We start from the raw sequence: 15,886 nt of genomic DNA on the forward strand, positions 1-15,886 counted from the left end.
TTTTTTATATAGTAATAAAAGCAGTATCTCTAAAATGTGCTTAGTCTGTTGCATTGATAGAAAATAATGCCCACCTTGATTGGAAAGTGAGTAGGTTTTGAAAGGAGTTTTAGATTCATGAGGTATACCCCAACTCTAAGATTGAGTAACAGACTCGTGGCCTTTGTTACCATTATCGTTGTTAGTGCGATGTTCATCTTATTTGTCGGCGGTGCATTATCTTTTAAGCGTTTGGGGCAAGAATACCTTGATCACAGCCTGAAAGGGATTGTGGATGTACTGGATAAAGAAATGGAAGACCCTGATGCAGCCTATTCTCTCCAAAGATGGATACCCAAGATGCTTCAGGCCTCAAATATTGTCGAGATGGAGCTGTTATCTGTTTATGGCGTTATTTACAGGTTCAAAGACACTTCTTCAAGGGTTGAACCATCATTACTCTACAACGCCGAATACACGCTGGAACGTAATGACGGTTACCGGATTCGTTTTAAGGCCGTTCCACCATACATAGGTTATGGCTACTCTATTCAAGCTCTGTGGTCTATCACTTTTGCTGTCGGTCTGATTGTATTTTGTTTAGTGAAGGGTTTGAACTGGCTAAGAGAGCAGTTATATGGTTCTGAATTACTCGAGGAACGAGGCAGAATGATTTTAGCAGGTAGAGTTGAAGAGTACTCGATTGGAAACGAGGTTGAGTGGCCTTATACAGCAAGTCTGGCGTTGGACCGCTTGATTGAAGAGTTGCAAGATGCCAGACAAGAGCGTAGCCGGTTTGACACTTTTATTCGTACTCAAACCTTTCTCGATCAATTAACTGGGGCAGCGAATAGAGTTCTTTTCGACAGTAAACTTGAGGCCGCACTGTCGGAATTTAGCTCTTATGGTGGGGTTGTAATTTTACGTGTCGATGATTGGGAGCAAATTGAAGAAGACAATAGTAAGCAAATTGCCAATGATCTGATTATTGAGGTCGGGGAGAGGTTAAGTAATGTTATCCAACGTTACCCAGATGTTATTCTATCTCGCTATTATGTCTCAGACTTTGCTATTTTGGCACCGAACTTGTCGAGTAAAGAAGTCGCAAATATGGCCTCTCACTGTTTAAAACAATTTGAAAAATATGTTCCTCCTTCGCCTTTGAAAAAGGATAATTGGCTGCATATTGGTTTGAGTATGTACCGAGAAGGTGAAAAGCAGAGTAGGATAATCGATGAAGCGGAAACAGCACTGAAAAGTGCTCAGCTACAACAAATTAATACCTGGTGTCGATTCCACAAGCATGTTAATCAGGATGAAGAGCGTGGGAGTGTCCGATGGAGAACACTTTTTGATCTTTCTTTGAGAGCGGAAAAACTGCACGTATTTTCACAATCTTGCTTTTTGTTAGATATTAATAGAGAGCTTCATGAGGATCATTGTGAACTACTTGTTCGTCTCAATGATCCACAGACTGGTCTTGTAGAGACGTCTAGATTTAATGCGGCTATTGTCGCAGTTGGCTATGAAAAAGTGTTAAACAAAGCCGTTCTTCAAACACTCATTACTCATTTAAAGCGTTCTCAACATACAGGTAAATTTTCGGTTAACTTGCAGGTTGTTCCTTTTGCAGAACGAAGTTTTTTCAAATGGTTTAGAGATGAGTTACTCCAACTCACGTCGCTTGAACGTAGTCGCATCATGTTTGAATTTTCTGAAGCTCGGACGGTCAAACACTTAGACTACATGCGACCTATAATAAATATGATCGCTGGACTTGGGTGCAAAGTATCGATAAGCCAAGCGGGTAAATCTATAGTAAGTACACACTATATAAAAGAGCTACCGATACATTACTTAAAGCTGCACAGAAGCCTTGTGAAAAGGGTTGACCAGCGTCACGAAAACCAGCTGTTTATTCGTAGTTTGCTTGGTGCTTGTGAAGGGAATAAATCGGTAAAAGTGGTTGCGGTAGGTATAGAAAGTCCAACTGAACTTCAATGTGTTCTCGACTTGGGGGTCGATGGTATTCAAGGGCGAGAGGTGGCCAGTGAGATACAGATTTGGCCTCCGAACGAAACTGGTGTGTTAAAGTCATCAGTCAGTAAAGTGCAAATTGGAAGAAGAAATCGTTGGAGAAAAGCATCTCATCGATAGTTGGCTGGCGCTATTTATTAATGCAAATTAATAGACAACTTTACTGCGGCCACGAAAATATATTGATAGGGTAAGTTGCCAAATATTATAAAAGAGATAGTGTTTATGAGTAGGCAAGATGGATTCACTTTTATTGAAGCTGTTGTGGTCATAGTCCTGCTGTGTTTGTTTGCCGTTATTGCGGCCCCGAGGTTTTTAAGTATTCAAGAAGATGAAAAGATAGCGGCTTTACAGGGGGTTGCTGGTGCGATATACGGTGCTTCAGGTGTCATATATAGCGAGTCTACATCGCAAGGCTTAGCTCAAAAAAAGAGCGCCTCAATTCGTACATCTGGACAACAAATAGAGTTGAGATATGGTTACCCCAGAGCGACAAAAGCGGATCTATCCATTTTGCTAAAAGATATGGGCCTTGATGATAATTTTTATTTTATTCGCAGCTACCTTGTCGATGATAGGCAGGCGATATCTATAGGAATTCGAGGATACACCGAGCAGTGTATTCAATATGTTGAACCAGCCAGTCTTGGTAAAACGGTATTCGTTGAACTAATAGAGAGTAATAATTGCCTTCCTATCACCAATCTCAGTGAATAATAGATTTAATGAAACGGCCAGTGCTGAATTTGTTTGTTTAACTTAGGTTAATCATTTTGCCCATTAGCTTTGGTAATTTTTGTCATTTTTTTGCTTATCGTTAGGAATCTGTTAGAAATTGCGTGTTTAACCCCATGTTTATAGCTCAACACCTTGCTGTAAGGACAACGCATTGGTACATTTAGAACAAATTTCTATCTTCTAATTCTTTTAGGGCGAGCGAAGAACATGTTCAAGAAACTTCGTGGCATATTTTCCAATGATCTATCAATCGATTTAGGTACTGCCAACACACTCATCTATGTAAAGGGACAAGGCATCGTTCTTGATGAGCCTTCAGTTGTTGCCATAAGACAAGATCGTAACCGTGCAGGGAAGAGCGTGGCTGCAGTCGGTCATGCAGCAAAACAAATGTTGGGACGTACTCCCGGAAATATATCAGCGATCCGCCCGATGAAGGACGGGGTTATTGCTGATTTCTACGTAACAGAGAAAATGTTGCAACACTTTATCAAGCAAGTACATGACAATAGCGTTCTCAAACCGAGTCCGCGAGTTCTTGTTTGTGTTCCTTGTGGTTCGACACAGGTTGAAAGGCGAGCGATTAAAGAGTCTGCCTTAGGCGCTGGGGCGAGAGAGGTTTATTTAATCGATGAACCTATGGCGGCAGCGATTGGTGCTGGCTTGAGAGTGTCTGAGCCAACAGGATCAATGGTTGTTGATATCGGTGGAGGTACGACAGAAGTTGCTGTTATTTCTCTCAATGGTGTCGTCTATTCTTCCTCCGTCAGGATCGGAGGCGATCGCTTTGACGAAGCTATTATCAATTACGTGAGACGTAACTACGGTAGCTTGATTGGTGAGGCTACGGCAGAAAAGATAAAGCATGAAATCGGCTCTGCGTATCCTGGAGATGAAGTTGAAGAGATTGAAGTTCGTGGACGTAATCTTGCTGAGGGTGTGCCTCGAAGCTTTAGTTTAAATTCCAATGAAATCCTCGAAGCATTACAAGAGCCTTTAACAGGAATAGTATCTGCTGTAATGGTTGCACTTGAGCAGTGTCCCCCTGAGCTGGCTTCTGACATTTCAGAAAATGGTATGGTATTGACGGGTGGAGGTGCTCTGCTCAAAGATCTTGATCGTCTTCTTACAGAAGAAACAGGTATTCCTGTTGTCATCGCTGAGGACCCATTGACATGCGTTGCTAGGGGGGGAGGTAAAGCTCTCGAAATGATAGATATGCACGGTGGTGACCTGTTTAGTGATGAGTAGTGGCCCTTACTCCTTTCTTGAAATACTAAGACAAGGATTCGTGATTTAATGAAGCCTATATTTGGCAGAGGACCTTCGCTACAACTCCGATTATTTTTCGCAGTGATACTATCAGCCAGCTTGATGCTGGCTGATAGTCGTTTGGATGCTTTTGCTCAGGTTCGCTATTTATTAAATAGTATGGTTGCTCCAATTCAGTATCTTGCTGATGTCCCAAGAGTGATGTTTGATGGTGCTTATGAGCGCTTTAATATCCGTCAGGATTATATTGAAAGCACTCGGGCATTAAAGCGCAAGGTATTGCGCTTAAAAAATGAGCTCCTACTATTGGATCAATATCGAGAAGAAAACCAGCGACTTAGAAAGCTATTAGGCTCGTCTTTTATTCGTGATGAACGCAAAGTAGTGACCGAAGTTATGGCCGTTGATACTTCGCCTTATCGACATCAAGTTGTGATTGATAAGGGACAAATTGATGGAGTATATGTTGGTCAGCCAGTAGCAAATGAAAAAGGTATTGTTGGACAAGTTACTTTTGTTTCAGCGCATAATAGTCGAGTTTTATTGCTTACCGATAGCTTGAGTGCCATCCCTGTGCAGGTGATTAGAAATGATATTCGCGTGATTGCGTCGGGGAATGGAAAATCGGACAGGATCAATTTAGATCATATTCCCACTAGTTTGGACATAGAGCAAGGTGACTTACTTGTAACATCTGGCCTAGGTGGAATATATCCAGAAGGGTTTCCCGTTGCGAATGTCTCCCGAGTAGAGAGAGATACTGCAAGAGAGTTTGCAGCTATTGAAGCGAAACCAGTCGTTGACTTCGAGAGGTTGAGATATTTGCTGCTGATTTGGCCAAATGATTCTCGTCAAGAGAAAGTCCATCAATCAATACCTGAGAGCTCTGGGGGATAAGACGTTGGCGACCAATATGTTTAGTGGCAGATTTGTTATTATCTGTTCCTTTTTAATTGCTCTGACATTACAAACCATTCCTTGGCCCGGAATGCTTGATTTACTTCGCCCATCTTGGCTGTTATTGGTTACTTGTTACTGGGTGTTAGCGCTTCCTCACCGAGTCAATGTTGGGTCAGCCTTTGTCTTGGGGTTACTGTGGGATCTACTACTTGGCTCGACACTTGGCATTCGAGGGATGATGATGTCCATTGTAATCTATCTGATTGCATTAAATTTTTTGGTTATTCGGAATATGGCACTTTGGCAACAGGCGATCCTGATTGGTTTAATGTCCATGTTGCTTGATGTCCTTATCTTCTGCGGTGAGTATTTAATTCAAGATGTTGACTTTAATCCAGTGTCACTTTGGAGTGGTTTGATTAACTGCATATTGTGGCCATGGATGTTTTTATTAATGCGCCGAGTAAGGCGCCATTGGCATATTAGATAACAAATGAAAAAATCGTTAATTTTGGCGTCAGGTTCACCGCGACGTAAAGAGCTCTTGACACAATTGGGGTACGACTTTTCAATTGTTCAAACAGATGTTGAAGAAAAGCAAAGTTCAGTTGAAACTCCAGCTGAGTATGTTAAGCGCCTTTCTAAAGATAAAGCACTATTCTCCAGAGATAAACATCCATCCTCTTTATCGTTGGGGTGCGATACGATCGTCGTTTTCGATGACAAAGTTTTGGAAAAACCCCGTAATTTTTCTGACTCAAAACAGATGTTAATGACTTTGTCTAACCAAAGTCACCAAGTGATCACTGCTGTGACTATTGCGAGTAATGGATTGGTTGAGACCGTTGCTGTTACCACTAAGGTATGGTTCAAAACTCTCTCTGAACAAGAAATCGAGCAATACTGGCTTACAGGAGAGCCGCAAGATAAGGCGGGCAGCTACGGCATTCAGGGAGTTGGGGGACGTTTCGTTACACGGATCGAAGGCAGTTATCATGCTGTTGTAGGTTTACCCCTGTATGAAACGGATCAATTATTAAAAAAGCACCTATAGTCTAGTATCGAGGTATATCAATGAGTGCAGAGCTGCTAATAAATGTGACACCCAGTGAAACTCGAGTCGCCATGATTGAAGGCGGGTGCCTTCAAGAAATTCACGTTGAGCGAGAGGCTAAGCGTGGTATCGTCGGGAATATTTACAAGGGGAAAGTCAGCCGAGTTTTACCCGGAATGCAAGCAGCATTTGTTGATATCGGACTAGAAAAAGCAGCATTTCTTCATGCATCAGATATAGTGCCGCATACAGAATGCGTAGCTGAAAATGAAAAGCAGCAATTCCAAGTGCGCGATATCTCTGAATTAGTGCGCCAAGGCCAAGATATCGTTGTTCAAGTGGTGAAAGACCCTCTCGGTACAAAAGGTGCGAGGTTGACAACTGATATCACTCTTCCTTCACGTTATCTCGTTTTTATGCCCGGAGCGAGCCATGTTGGTGTATCTCAGCGAATAGATAGTGAAGAAGAAAGGAATCGCCTTAAACGTGTCGTTGGTAAGTACTGTGATGAAGACGGAGGTTTTATCATTCGTACTGCTGCGGAGGGAGCCGATGATAAAGAGCTTTCTCAAGATGCATCATTTCTCAAACGTTTGTGGTCTAAAGTAACAGAGCGACGTGCAAAATATAAAACTCGTTCAACTTTGTATGGGGAGCTAGGGCTATCCCAACGAGTTTTGCGTGATTTTGTTGGCACTGAACTGACCAAAATCCTCGTTGATTCACGCTTAGAGTTTGAGAACCTCAAAGAGTTTACGTCTGAATATGTCCCAGAGTTAACCGAAAAATTAGAGTTATACGAAGGTGAGAAGCCTATTTTTGATATGTATGACACGGAAAATGAAATTCAGCGAGCTTTGGAACGCAAAGTTGTCTTGAAATCAGGAGGTTACCTTATTATTGATCAAACCGAGGCAATGACTACGATTGACATTAATACTGGAGCCTTTGTTGGACGTCGTAACCTAGAGGAAACAATTTTCAATACCAATATTGAGGCGACACAAGCGATTGCAAGGCAATTACGACTGAGGAACTTGGGAGGTATTATTATCATTGATTTTATTGATATGACTTCCGAAGAGCACCGTCAAAGAGTAATCCATTCGTTGCAAGTTTCACTGGATAAGGATCGTGTCAAAACCAATATCAATGGCTTTACCCAGCTCGGCCTGGTTGAGATGACCCGTAAAAGAACGCGTGAGAGTATTGAACATATACTATGTTCTACTTGTCCAACCTGTGAAGGACGTGGCCGAGTAAAAACCGTTGAGTCGGTTTGCTATGAAGTTCTTAGAGAAATTACCAGAGTGAACCGAGCCTATGATGTTGATAAATTTGTTGTTTATGCTTCTCCAGCCGTTGCAGATACCTTGCAAGGAGATGAGTATCATGCGCTCGCCGAATTGGAAGTATTCATTGGTAAGCAGGTTAGAATTCAAGCCGAGCCGCTCTATATCCAAGAGCAGTTTGATGTTGTTATGATGTAGATATTACTCGTGCGCCTGTCTGTATTAATTCCATACTTAAGACCAATCTATTGGTTTGCTATCGTAGTCACTGTCTTTTTAGCCGTGACAGTTACAACCTTGCGTCTTGCATTGCCTCAACTCAATTATTTTCAGCCTCAAATACAAAATTGGATGTCAAAGAAAGTAGGCATTGAGTTCAAAGTTACTAACATCCAAGGATTTTGGCGTAACACTCACCCCTCTCTCTCGCTTCAAGGACTGGAAGCGCACATTCCGCAGGGTGATGTGTCTCTAACGGCACAAAAAGTAGAAGTAGAGCTGGATTTGTTGCAGTCAATTCTGGAGTGGCAACCTGTTGTCGCTGATCTCAACATTCATGCTCTTCAGCTTGATATGACAGCTATCCCTTTGAACGCCGATGAGATCAGTACAGAGAATGATGAAGGTTCCTCCAAAACGTTAAAACAACTAAATAAGTTGCTGTTAAGGCAGCTCGATGAATTTGCTATTCTAGATTCCCAGATCAGTTTTATTGGCCTTGATGGAGAGCAACGTGATTTAAACATAGAGTACCTGCGTTGGCAAAATGATGATCACTCTCATCAAGCTGCTGGTCAGGTGAGCCTTTCCGATATCAACCTAAATTCGTTTGAGGTTCGTGCCAATTTTATGGATCACGGTTCACTGAGCGATCTTAGTGGCAGTTTCTATGTTGCTGCGGATAATCTGCTCGTTACCCCTTGGCTGACTAAGTACTTGCAGACCGAAACAGGAATAGATGAGGGAAAAATAAGCTTTAAAGGCTGGCTTGATCTTGAGCATAACCAGCCAAGAGGGGCTTATTTAGAATTGGGAAGTTCTCTCTTGAGATGGAAAGAGGGGCAGCAACACCAGTTAGCGATAAACTCGGGAATTTTAGAACTTAAACCGCTTGATGCGGGTTGGAAAGTATCTTCACAGGGCTGGGATATCGAAACGGATAATCGTAAGTGGCCAGACATTAAGTTTGCCATTGATTGGAGTCAAGAACGTTGGCGAGCTAATATTTCTCAAATTAGTGTATCTTCAATTAGACCTATCATTAAGTTATTTCCTGGCTCAAACCACCTCAGCCTCATCAGTGAAGAGCTTGCACCAAGTGGTATGGTAAAAGATATTAGAGTGGCTTCGGATAAAAACCTAAATTCATTAGACTATTCTGGACATTTGGTTGATGGTTCGATTACACAATGGGAGCTCCTTCCAGAGTTGCATCATTTAGCAGCCGATATCACGGGCACCAAAGATCATGCTTTTATCAAGTTGGCATTGAAACAAGATACACTTCCTTACGGTGAGATATTTCGGGCGCCTTTGAATATAAGTAATGCACAGGTAGATCTGGTGTGGGAAAAGTATCAGTCAGGGTGGCGCTTATGGTCAAATCAGATTGAGGTTACCACTCCTGATTTAGCGGCTATTGGGGCATTCAGAATTGATGTCCCTGATAATGAGAGCCCGTTTTTATCATTCTATTCAGAGGCGAACCTCAGTGATGCGGGTGAAACTTGGCGTTATTTGCCGATTCAAGCTTTGGGAGATGGACTCACCAATTATCTGACCTCTGCAATCCGGGGAGGAATGGTAAAAAATTCAAAACTGCTTTGGTACGGCAAAATTGATGACTTTCCTTATCAAAATCATCAAGGCATTTTTCAAGCTTTAGTGAACCTGAAGCAAGCAACATTCAGCTTTGATGAGCATTGGCCGCCAGTTAGTGACTTAAACTTAAATTTATTGTTTTTGAATGACTCCATGTATTTGGACTCTGAACATGCCACTCTTATGGGAGTAAAAGCGCAGCGTATTTCTGGCCGAATACCAGAGTTTAGTTCTGATGGACATTTGGAAATTGAAGCCTCTGCAACAGGGCTTGGGGACGCTGTTCGAGAGTATATGATGTCGTCTCCGTTGGCCGATTCAGTGGGAGCGGCATTAACAGAGATTAATATTGCGGGTAATGTCAGCGCCAACTTCCAGCTCAGGATCCCTTTCGACGAGCGTCAAGAGGTGCGTGCTTGGGGGAAGGCCAATTTGGACGAAAATGATGTGACGATCTCAACGCCACCAATGTCACTTAAGCATGTCACTGGACAGATCAGCTTTGATAATGATGTAATCGGTAGCGCTGGTTTATCAGCCGAGTTGATGGGACAACCCATTTCAGTTGATTTTAATGGCAAAGATAAAGATGCAGAATATCATGTTGGGCTTAATGTGGTTGGTGATTGGGATGCAAAACCATTAATTCCTTATGTTGGTGAGCATTGGATTACCCCTCTTGAAGGTCATGCTCAGTGGAGCACAGATGTTGATATTCAGTTGAAAGAGACGGGTTTTAATTATCAGATAGATACTAAAGTTGATTTAAAGCATGTTGGTAGTCAGTACCCTTACCCTTTGGCGAAAGAAATGAATACGAAAGGGACGGCGCGATTACAAGCATCTGGGAATCAGGAAACGATTTCTGCCCGCGTGAGAGTGCCGAATGCAAAATATCAGGCTGAAATTGATATCAGAAAAGCCTTGCCTTTGCTCACCTCTACAAATTTAGTTTTGGGGAGCGGGAGTTTCAAAGTGAGCCCATTTTCTGGACATTATGCACAGATTCGTTTGGACCACCTCGATTTGGACAAATGGATTGATTGGTTGTCTCCCGTTATCGATGCTCCTGATGTTTCAGGGATGCCAAAAATTCCACTACCACAAAAAGTGGATTTAGATGTAACGGAACTCTCATTAGCTGGTATTGAATGGAATGATGTGGCTTTCAATGCTAAGCGTAAAGGCCAGAGCTGGTATATGAATATAGATAGCCAAGAGGTTAAAGGTGAAGCAACCTACTTTGAACCTTATGATATCTCTGTTGCTTTAGAACGTCTTCATATCTTCGTACCTTCGTTAGAATCCAACAACATCAAGCAAGAAATGTTTGACAATAAGTCTGCGATAACCAAAGAAAAAGAGGCGTTTGCTAGAAATCTGCACCAAATGCTACCTAATATTACTCTAAAAGTGGACGATTTTTGGTTTCAAGGTTACAAAGTTGGCCATGCACATTTAGACCTGCAACGCCAAGGCGACAAACTTGAGTGGAAAAAACTAGATTTCGAAAGTGGGGCAAATAAGGTTGACATTAAAGGTTGGTGGCAACTGAATGATGATAAGAACCATACTAATTTTGATGTGTTCTTATCAGGGGAAAACAACAGCGATGTGATGGAACGTTTTGGTATATCTTCTGGTATTCAACGCGCGCCTTTTGATATCTCCGCCAAATTAGAATGGGACGGAGCTCCGTGGTCAGCCAAAGTGTCTTCACTCAATGGCGAGGTAGGTATAAAACTGGGCAAAGGTATGATTTCTGATGTGAGTGGAGCGGCAAGTCTGCTTGGTATCTTTAGCCTAGATTCTATCATCCGCAGAATGCAGCTCGACTTCAGCGACGTTTTTGACCAAGGAATGGCCTTTAATTCTCTCACTGGGAGTGGTTCTATTAGAGAAGGCATCTTTCTAACGAATGATATTAAAATGGACGCCATAGCCGGTGAGATGAAATTAAAGGGATTAGCGAACCTTAAAAATCGTACCATTGATGCTGAAGTGAACTTTATTCCAGATATCACTTCTGGAATACCTGTACTGACTGCTTTTGCGGTGACACCTCAAACCGCGTTATATGTATTAGCGATTACCACGGTCATTTCTCCGGTTGTTGAGGTCTTTACTGAAGTCAATTATGCAGTAAAAGGGCCGATTGACAACCCAGAGGTAAGTGAACTGTCAAGAAGTAAGGGAGAGTTTGAGCTTCCCGATAACTTAAGGAAGTCGCTCCAGTGAAGGACTTTGTATGATGCGTGTTGGTTTAATTCAAATGACGTCCGGTCCTACTCCGGTCGATAACTTCGAGTACCTTAAGGAGCAAACGGATAAACTGGCAAAACAAGGTGCGCAGTTAGTCATTACACCCGAAAATGCTTTGGTGTTTGGTGAGCGGTCTGACTATCATCGTTTCGCTGAGGATTTTGGCTCAGGAACTTTGCAACAGTGGTGTTCACAGCTAGCGAGCGACAATAGGGTATGGCTTGTCATAGGGAGTATGCCGATAAAGAGAGCAAAAGGTGTGACCACTACATCACTACTTTACTCACCTGATGGGCGGATAGTTGCCGACTACGATAAACTTCATATGTTTGATGTTGACATTGATGATCATCAGAGTCGCTATCGAGAATCCGATACCTTTTTAGCTGGAGAAGAAGCCGTTTCCTTTCTCTCACCTATTGCTCATATTGGAATGAGCATTTGTTATGATATTCGTTTTCCCAGTTTGTATGGTATGTTGAGGGAAAAAGGCGTCAACCTCATTCTAGTGCCCGCGGCTTTTACAGCAGTGACTGGTCGTGTGCATTGGGAAATTCTTGCTCGAGCTCGTGCAATAGAGACTCAATCATGGTTGATTGCAGTCAATCAGGTTGGCACCCATCCTTGTGGTCGTGAAACTTGGGGGCATTCCATGGTCATCTCGCCATGGGGAGAAATAATCGCGAGCCTAAAAGATATTCCCGATAGCCTAGTAGTCGATATCGATATAAATCAAGTAGAAGATATAAGAGCGTCGATGCCTGTAAGTCAGCATCAGCGTTTTGGCATCCAGTTTGAAAATTAAGAGCAGATTATGACCGTAAACCATTTAGAAAAAGCTTTGCTAGAGCCATCAGGATTGGATGAAAATAAAATTGCGAGCACTCTAGCCAGCATTGCAACCCGTCAGATTGATTATGCCGATATTTACTTTCAGTCAAGTTGGAATGAATCTCTGGTTCTGGAAGACAGTATTATCAAAGATGGTTCTTTTAACATCGACCGTGGTGTGGGAGTGAGAGCCGTTGTTGGGGAAAAAACGGGCTTTGCTTATTCCGATCAAATTGATCTTATAGGGCTAGAACAAAGTGCTTGTGCTGCGAGAGGCATTGCACAACAAGGTCAAAATGCACAAGTTCAAGCGCTTAAATGGAAAGAAAACCAGGTCAATTATTGTGAGGAAAATCCCCTAAATAGCTGGGCGAAAGAGCAAAAGACTCGGCTACTAAAAGAGCTTGATGCGTATATTCGTACCAAAGAACCGTTGATTACTGAAGTATCCATAAGTTTGAGTGGCGTCTATGAGCAAATGCTAGTGGCAGCGACCGATGGTACCTATGCTGGTGATGTGAGGCCTTTAGTTCGACTATCTATCAGTGTATTGGCCCAAAAAGGAGAACGCCGAGAGCGCGGCAGTGCGGGTGGAGGTGGCCGCTTTGGTTATGATTTTTTCTTAGATAGTCATGGACAGTCGAGTGTCGCTTATCATTTTGCCGATGAGGCTATACGAATGGCTTTAGTCAACCTTGAAGCGGAAGCAGCACCAGCAGGAAGTATGCCCGTTGTGCTTGGTTCAGGTTGGCCCGGAGTCTTGCTTCATGAGGCGGTAGGCCATGGACTTGAAGGGGACTTCAATCGTAAAGATTCATCGGTGTTCAGTGGAAAAATTGGTGAAAAAGTCACCTCTGATCTTTGCACTATCGTTGACGATGGTACCTTAAAAGATTTGAGAGGGTCGCTAAACGTCGATGATGAGGGAGTAAATGGTCAGTACAATACACTGATTGAAAAAGGGGTGTTGAAAGGCTATATGCAAGATAAGCTAAATGCCCGTCTTATGGGGGTAAGCCCGACAGGTAATGGTCGTCGTGAGTCATACGCCCATCTACCTATGCCAAGAATGACCAATACCTATATGCTGCCGGGGCAGCATACACCTGAAGAAATTATTTCGACGGTCAAGCAAGGTTTATACGCGCCTAATTTTGGTGGTGGACAAGTCGATATTACCTCGGGTAAGTTTGTCTTCTCTACTTCTGAAGCCTATTTAATTGAAAACGGAAAAATCACTCGTCCGGTTAAAGGTGCAACACTAATTGGTTCTGGTATCGAAGCCATGCAGAATGTATCAATGGTCGGAAATGACTTAAGCCTTGACCGTGGAGTAGGTGTTTGTGGTAAGGCGGGTCAAAGTGTACCTGTTGGAGTGGGACAGCCAACGCTTAAACTTGATGTATTGACTGTGGGTGGAACTGAGTAAATACTGAATATGTAAAAGGGGACGAATTTCGGCCCCTTCTATACACTTAAATACTATCTCTCTCTATCGGGCAACTCATACATCGAGCCCCGCCTCTGCCCCTACCGAGCTCATTACCCGGAATTGTAAGTACTTCGATACCAGCCTGATCGTACTTTTCATTGGTATAAACGTTACGCTCATAACCTATGACTACGCCCGGTTTGACGGTCAGAACATTATTGGCATCATTCCATTGTTCTCGTTCCGCTTCATAATTGTTGCCGCCGGTTGTAATGATCTTGAGGTGGTCTAACCCTAGTGCCTGCTCGATGGCTTTGGTATAACTGGTCACTTGCTCAACTCGCATGCTGTCCTCATTTTTTGGTGACAGACGCCAAGTTTTTAAATCTTTGCGCATAATTTCGGGATAGACAGAAAATGTGTCTATGTCCATGTGAGTCATAACGGTATCTAAATGCATACAAGAGCGATGCTTAGGTAATTCGACTGCAATAACTTCTTTCGCCTGCTGGTGTTTGAATAAACTGGCTGCGAGATTTTCAACGCCTTGAGGCGTCGTGCGCTCGGACATACCGACTAGCACTGCACCTTTGCCAATCACCAGAACATCACCGCCCTCAATGTTTGCATTATCATAGTGTAAGTCTTCATCACCGAAGTATTTTATAAAGTCTTGCCCAGCAAAAACCGGATGCCAGCGATAAATTGCCCGCAAATGATTGGTTTCGCGTTGTCGAGCAGGTTTCATCATTGGATTTAATGAAACACCTCCATAAACCCAACAGGACGTGTCTCTAGTAAACAAATGATTAGGCAATGGTTCGATAACAAAATCTAAAGGTCGGTGCATACTAGGCAGCATCGACGATGAGGGTATTTGTAATTCGGAGTAAGCCAGTCCACCAAGCAGAACTGTGGCTAGATGCTCATTGTCCATTTCTGATAGATAGTGCCTTAGATCTCTCGCAAACGTTGGCCCATAACGAAAGTCAGATATCTGTGTATTGAGAAGCCATTGTTTTGCTTCATCAACAACTAAGGTTTCAACGAGTAAGTCATGCAATAGCAATACTTCAACGCCTTGATCTTTTAGAGTCTGAGCGAATTTATCGTGCTCTTCCCCCGCAGCTTCAACAGCGAGTACATCATCAAAAAGCAGTTCATGACAGTTTGATGGGGTTAAGTGGGTTAGGGCACGCTCAGGACGATTTAACAGTACTCGTCTTAAGTGTCCTACTTCTGAGCCTACATACAGCTTACTCATTTTGTATCCTTACAGTTAAATCCAGAGCATAGTTATGACAAGTTTGTTATAAAGTTGCAAGTCCCGACATTGGATTTAAATTTTTCAATTTAATTTTTTTTGGGACTTTAGTTGTAATTTTAATTATTTTTTGGTTTTTTATTCTGATTGGTTTTTTTTTATGCTTGCTAAAATTTGACTTCCTATGCGTGCTGTAAATCTTATTTAAATGCAGCGTCATGATTTAAAGATGCATGATAATGCAAATAAGAGCGGGAAAATCGAGATTTGAAGTTAATTTTATTCAATCTAGCTCTCTTACTTGTATGCAAGATAATGTAATAAAAACGCACCTACTCATGACTTGTTATAAATTACGCAACCTATATAAAATCCTGAATGCTAGTAATGATAAAAAAGTGTTATTTTTATCGACTAATAAGTTGAACAAAGGAAATCCTACCGAGATTCCGCGTAAAAAAATTGATATGGGTTGCTTGCGGGTAGTAATTTTTTTAGATACGTGCGATATTCCCCCTCGGTTTATTGTGATGAAGTTTAAGATTATCTGGAGCACCTGAATATGTCTCATGAAGATGAATATCTATCCGTTGAAGAGTTAATTGAGATTCAAAAAGAAGAGACCCGCGATATCATTGCGGCATTGCTGGAAGATGGCAGCGATCCAGACTCACTATACGAAATCGAGCACCACCTATTTGCAGAGAACTTTGAAACGCTAGAAAAGGCAGTCGTTGAAGCATTTAAGATGGGCTTCGAAGTCCTTGAAGCTGAAGAAACAGAAGATGAAGATGGCAACAAACTGCTTTGTTGTGATGCGACGATGGAATCTGCGCTAGACGCTGATGCGATTGATGCTCAGGTAGAGAAATTGATCCACCTTGCAGAGAAATACGACATTATTTACGACGGATGGGGAACATATTACGAGGGTGATGATGCTCTTTATCCTGAAGAAGATGACGATGAGTGATCTTGAATTGAAAAAGCCAGCTAAATTGCTG

The 15,886-nt window shown here is 42.4% G+C and carries 12 protein-coding genes; 11 read left to right on the forward strand and 1 reads right to left on the reverse strand.

Annotation, left to right across the window (positions count from 1 at the left end):
- The first annotated feature begins 117 nt into the window (after positions 1 to 117).
- From csrD to tldD, 10 genes are all read left to right on the forward strand, one after another.
- Positions 118 to 2,136, forward strand: coding sequence for an RNase E specificity factor CsrD (gene csrD, locus RH40_RS16600; protein WP_009602822.1), 2,019 nt, complete (start codon positions 118 to 120; stop codon positions 2,134 to 2,136).
- Positions 2,137 to 2,241: 105 nt separating this feature from the next.
- The gene (locus tag RH40_RS16605; protein ID WP_009602823.1) at positions 2,242 to 2,733 is read left to right on the forward strand and encodes a type II secretion system protein; all 492 of its coding nucleotides are present in this window, start codon (positions 2,242 to 2,244) and stop codon (positions 2,731 to 2,733) included.
- Between the two features lie 228 nt (positions 2,734 to 2,961).
- A complete protein-coding gene (locus RH40_RS16610) occupies positions 2,962 to 4,005 on the forward strand; it encodes a rod shape-determining protein (protein WP_009602824.1) in 1,044 nt (347 codons plus the stop codon).
- A 48-nt stretch (positions 4,006 to 4,053) separates the two neighbouring features.
- Positions 4,054 to 4,923, forward strand: coding sequence for a rod shape-determining protein MreC (gene mreC / locus RH40_RS16615; protein ID WP_009602825.1), 870 nt, complete (start codon positions 4,054 to 4,056; stop codon positions 4,921 to 4,923).
- Between the two features lie 16 nt (positions 4,924 to 4,939).
- Positions 4,940 to 5,416, forward strand: coding sequence for a rod shape-determining protein MreD (gene mreD, locus RH40_RS16620; protein WP_009602826.1), 477 nt, complete (start codon positions 4,940 to 4,942; stop codon positions 5,414 to 5,416).
- A gap of 3 nt (positions 5,417 to 5,419) precedes the next feature.
- On the forward strand, positions 5,420 to 5,980 hold the full coding sequence (locus tag RH40_RS16625) for a Maf family protein (RefSeq protein ID WP_009602827.1): 561 nt from the start codon (positions 5,420 to 5,422) through the stop codon (positions 5,978 to 5,980).
- A 20-nt stretch (positions 5,981 to 6,000) separates the two neighbouring features.
- Positions 6,001 to 7,470 (forward strand): ribonuclease G, encoded by a 1,470-nt coding sequence (gene rng / locus RH40_RS16630; RefSeq protein ID WP_009602828.1) that lies wholly within the window; start codon positions 6,001 to 6,003, stop codon positions 7,468 to 7,470.
- A gap of 9 nt (positions 7,471 to 7,479) precedes the next feature.
- Positions 7,480 to 11,331, forward strand: a complete 3,852-nt coding sequence (locus RH40_RS16635) for a YhdP family protein (RefSeq protein ID WP_009602829.1) — start codon at positions 7,480 to 7,482, stop codon at positions 11,329 to 11,331.
- 10 nt (positions 11,332 to 11,341) lie between these two features.
- Entirely contained in the window at positions 11,342 to 12,160 is an 819-nt protein-coding gene (locus RH40_RS16640; protein ID WP_039954876.1) for a carbon-nitrogen hydrolase family protein, read from the forward strand.
- Between the two features lie 9 nt (positions 12,161 to 12,169).
- The gene (gene tldD, locus RH40_RS16645; RefSeq protein ID WP_009602831.1) at positions 12,170 to 13,615 is read left to right on the forward strand and encodes a metalloprotease TldD; all 1,446 of its coding nucleotides are present in this window, start codon (positions 12,170 to 12,172) and stop codon (positions 13,613 to 13,615) included.
- A gap of 46 nt (positions 13,616 to 13,661) precedes the next feature.
- Here tldD and arcA read toward each other — a convergent pair whose 3' ends face one another.
- Positions 13,662 to 14,882, reverse strand: coding sequence for an arginine deiminase (arcA, locus tag RH40_RS16650; protein ID WP_009602832.1), 1,221 nt, complete (start codon positions 14,880 to 14,882; stop codon positions 13,662 to 13,664).
- Between the two features lie 562 nt (positions 14,883 to 15,444).
- Here arcA and rraB point away from each other — a divergent pair.
- The gene (gene rraB / locus RH40_RS16660; RefSeq protein WP_009602834.1) at positions 15,445 to 15,855 is read left to right on the forward strand and encodes a ribonuclease E inhibitor RraB; all 411 of its coding nucleotides are present in this window, start codon (positions 15,445 to 15,447) and stop codon (positions 15,853 to 15,855) included.
- The last annotated feature ends 31 nt before the right edge of the window (positions 15,856 to 15,886 follow it).

The sequence above is a fragment of the Vibrio caribbeanicus ATCC BAA-2122 genome (genome assembly GCF_000165125.1).
In the GTDB taxonomy this organism is placed as follows: domain Bacteria; phylum Pseudomonadota; class Gammaproteobacteria; order Enterobacterales; family Vibrionaceae; genus Vibrio; species Vibrio caribbeanicus.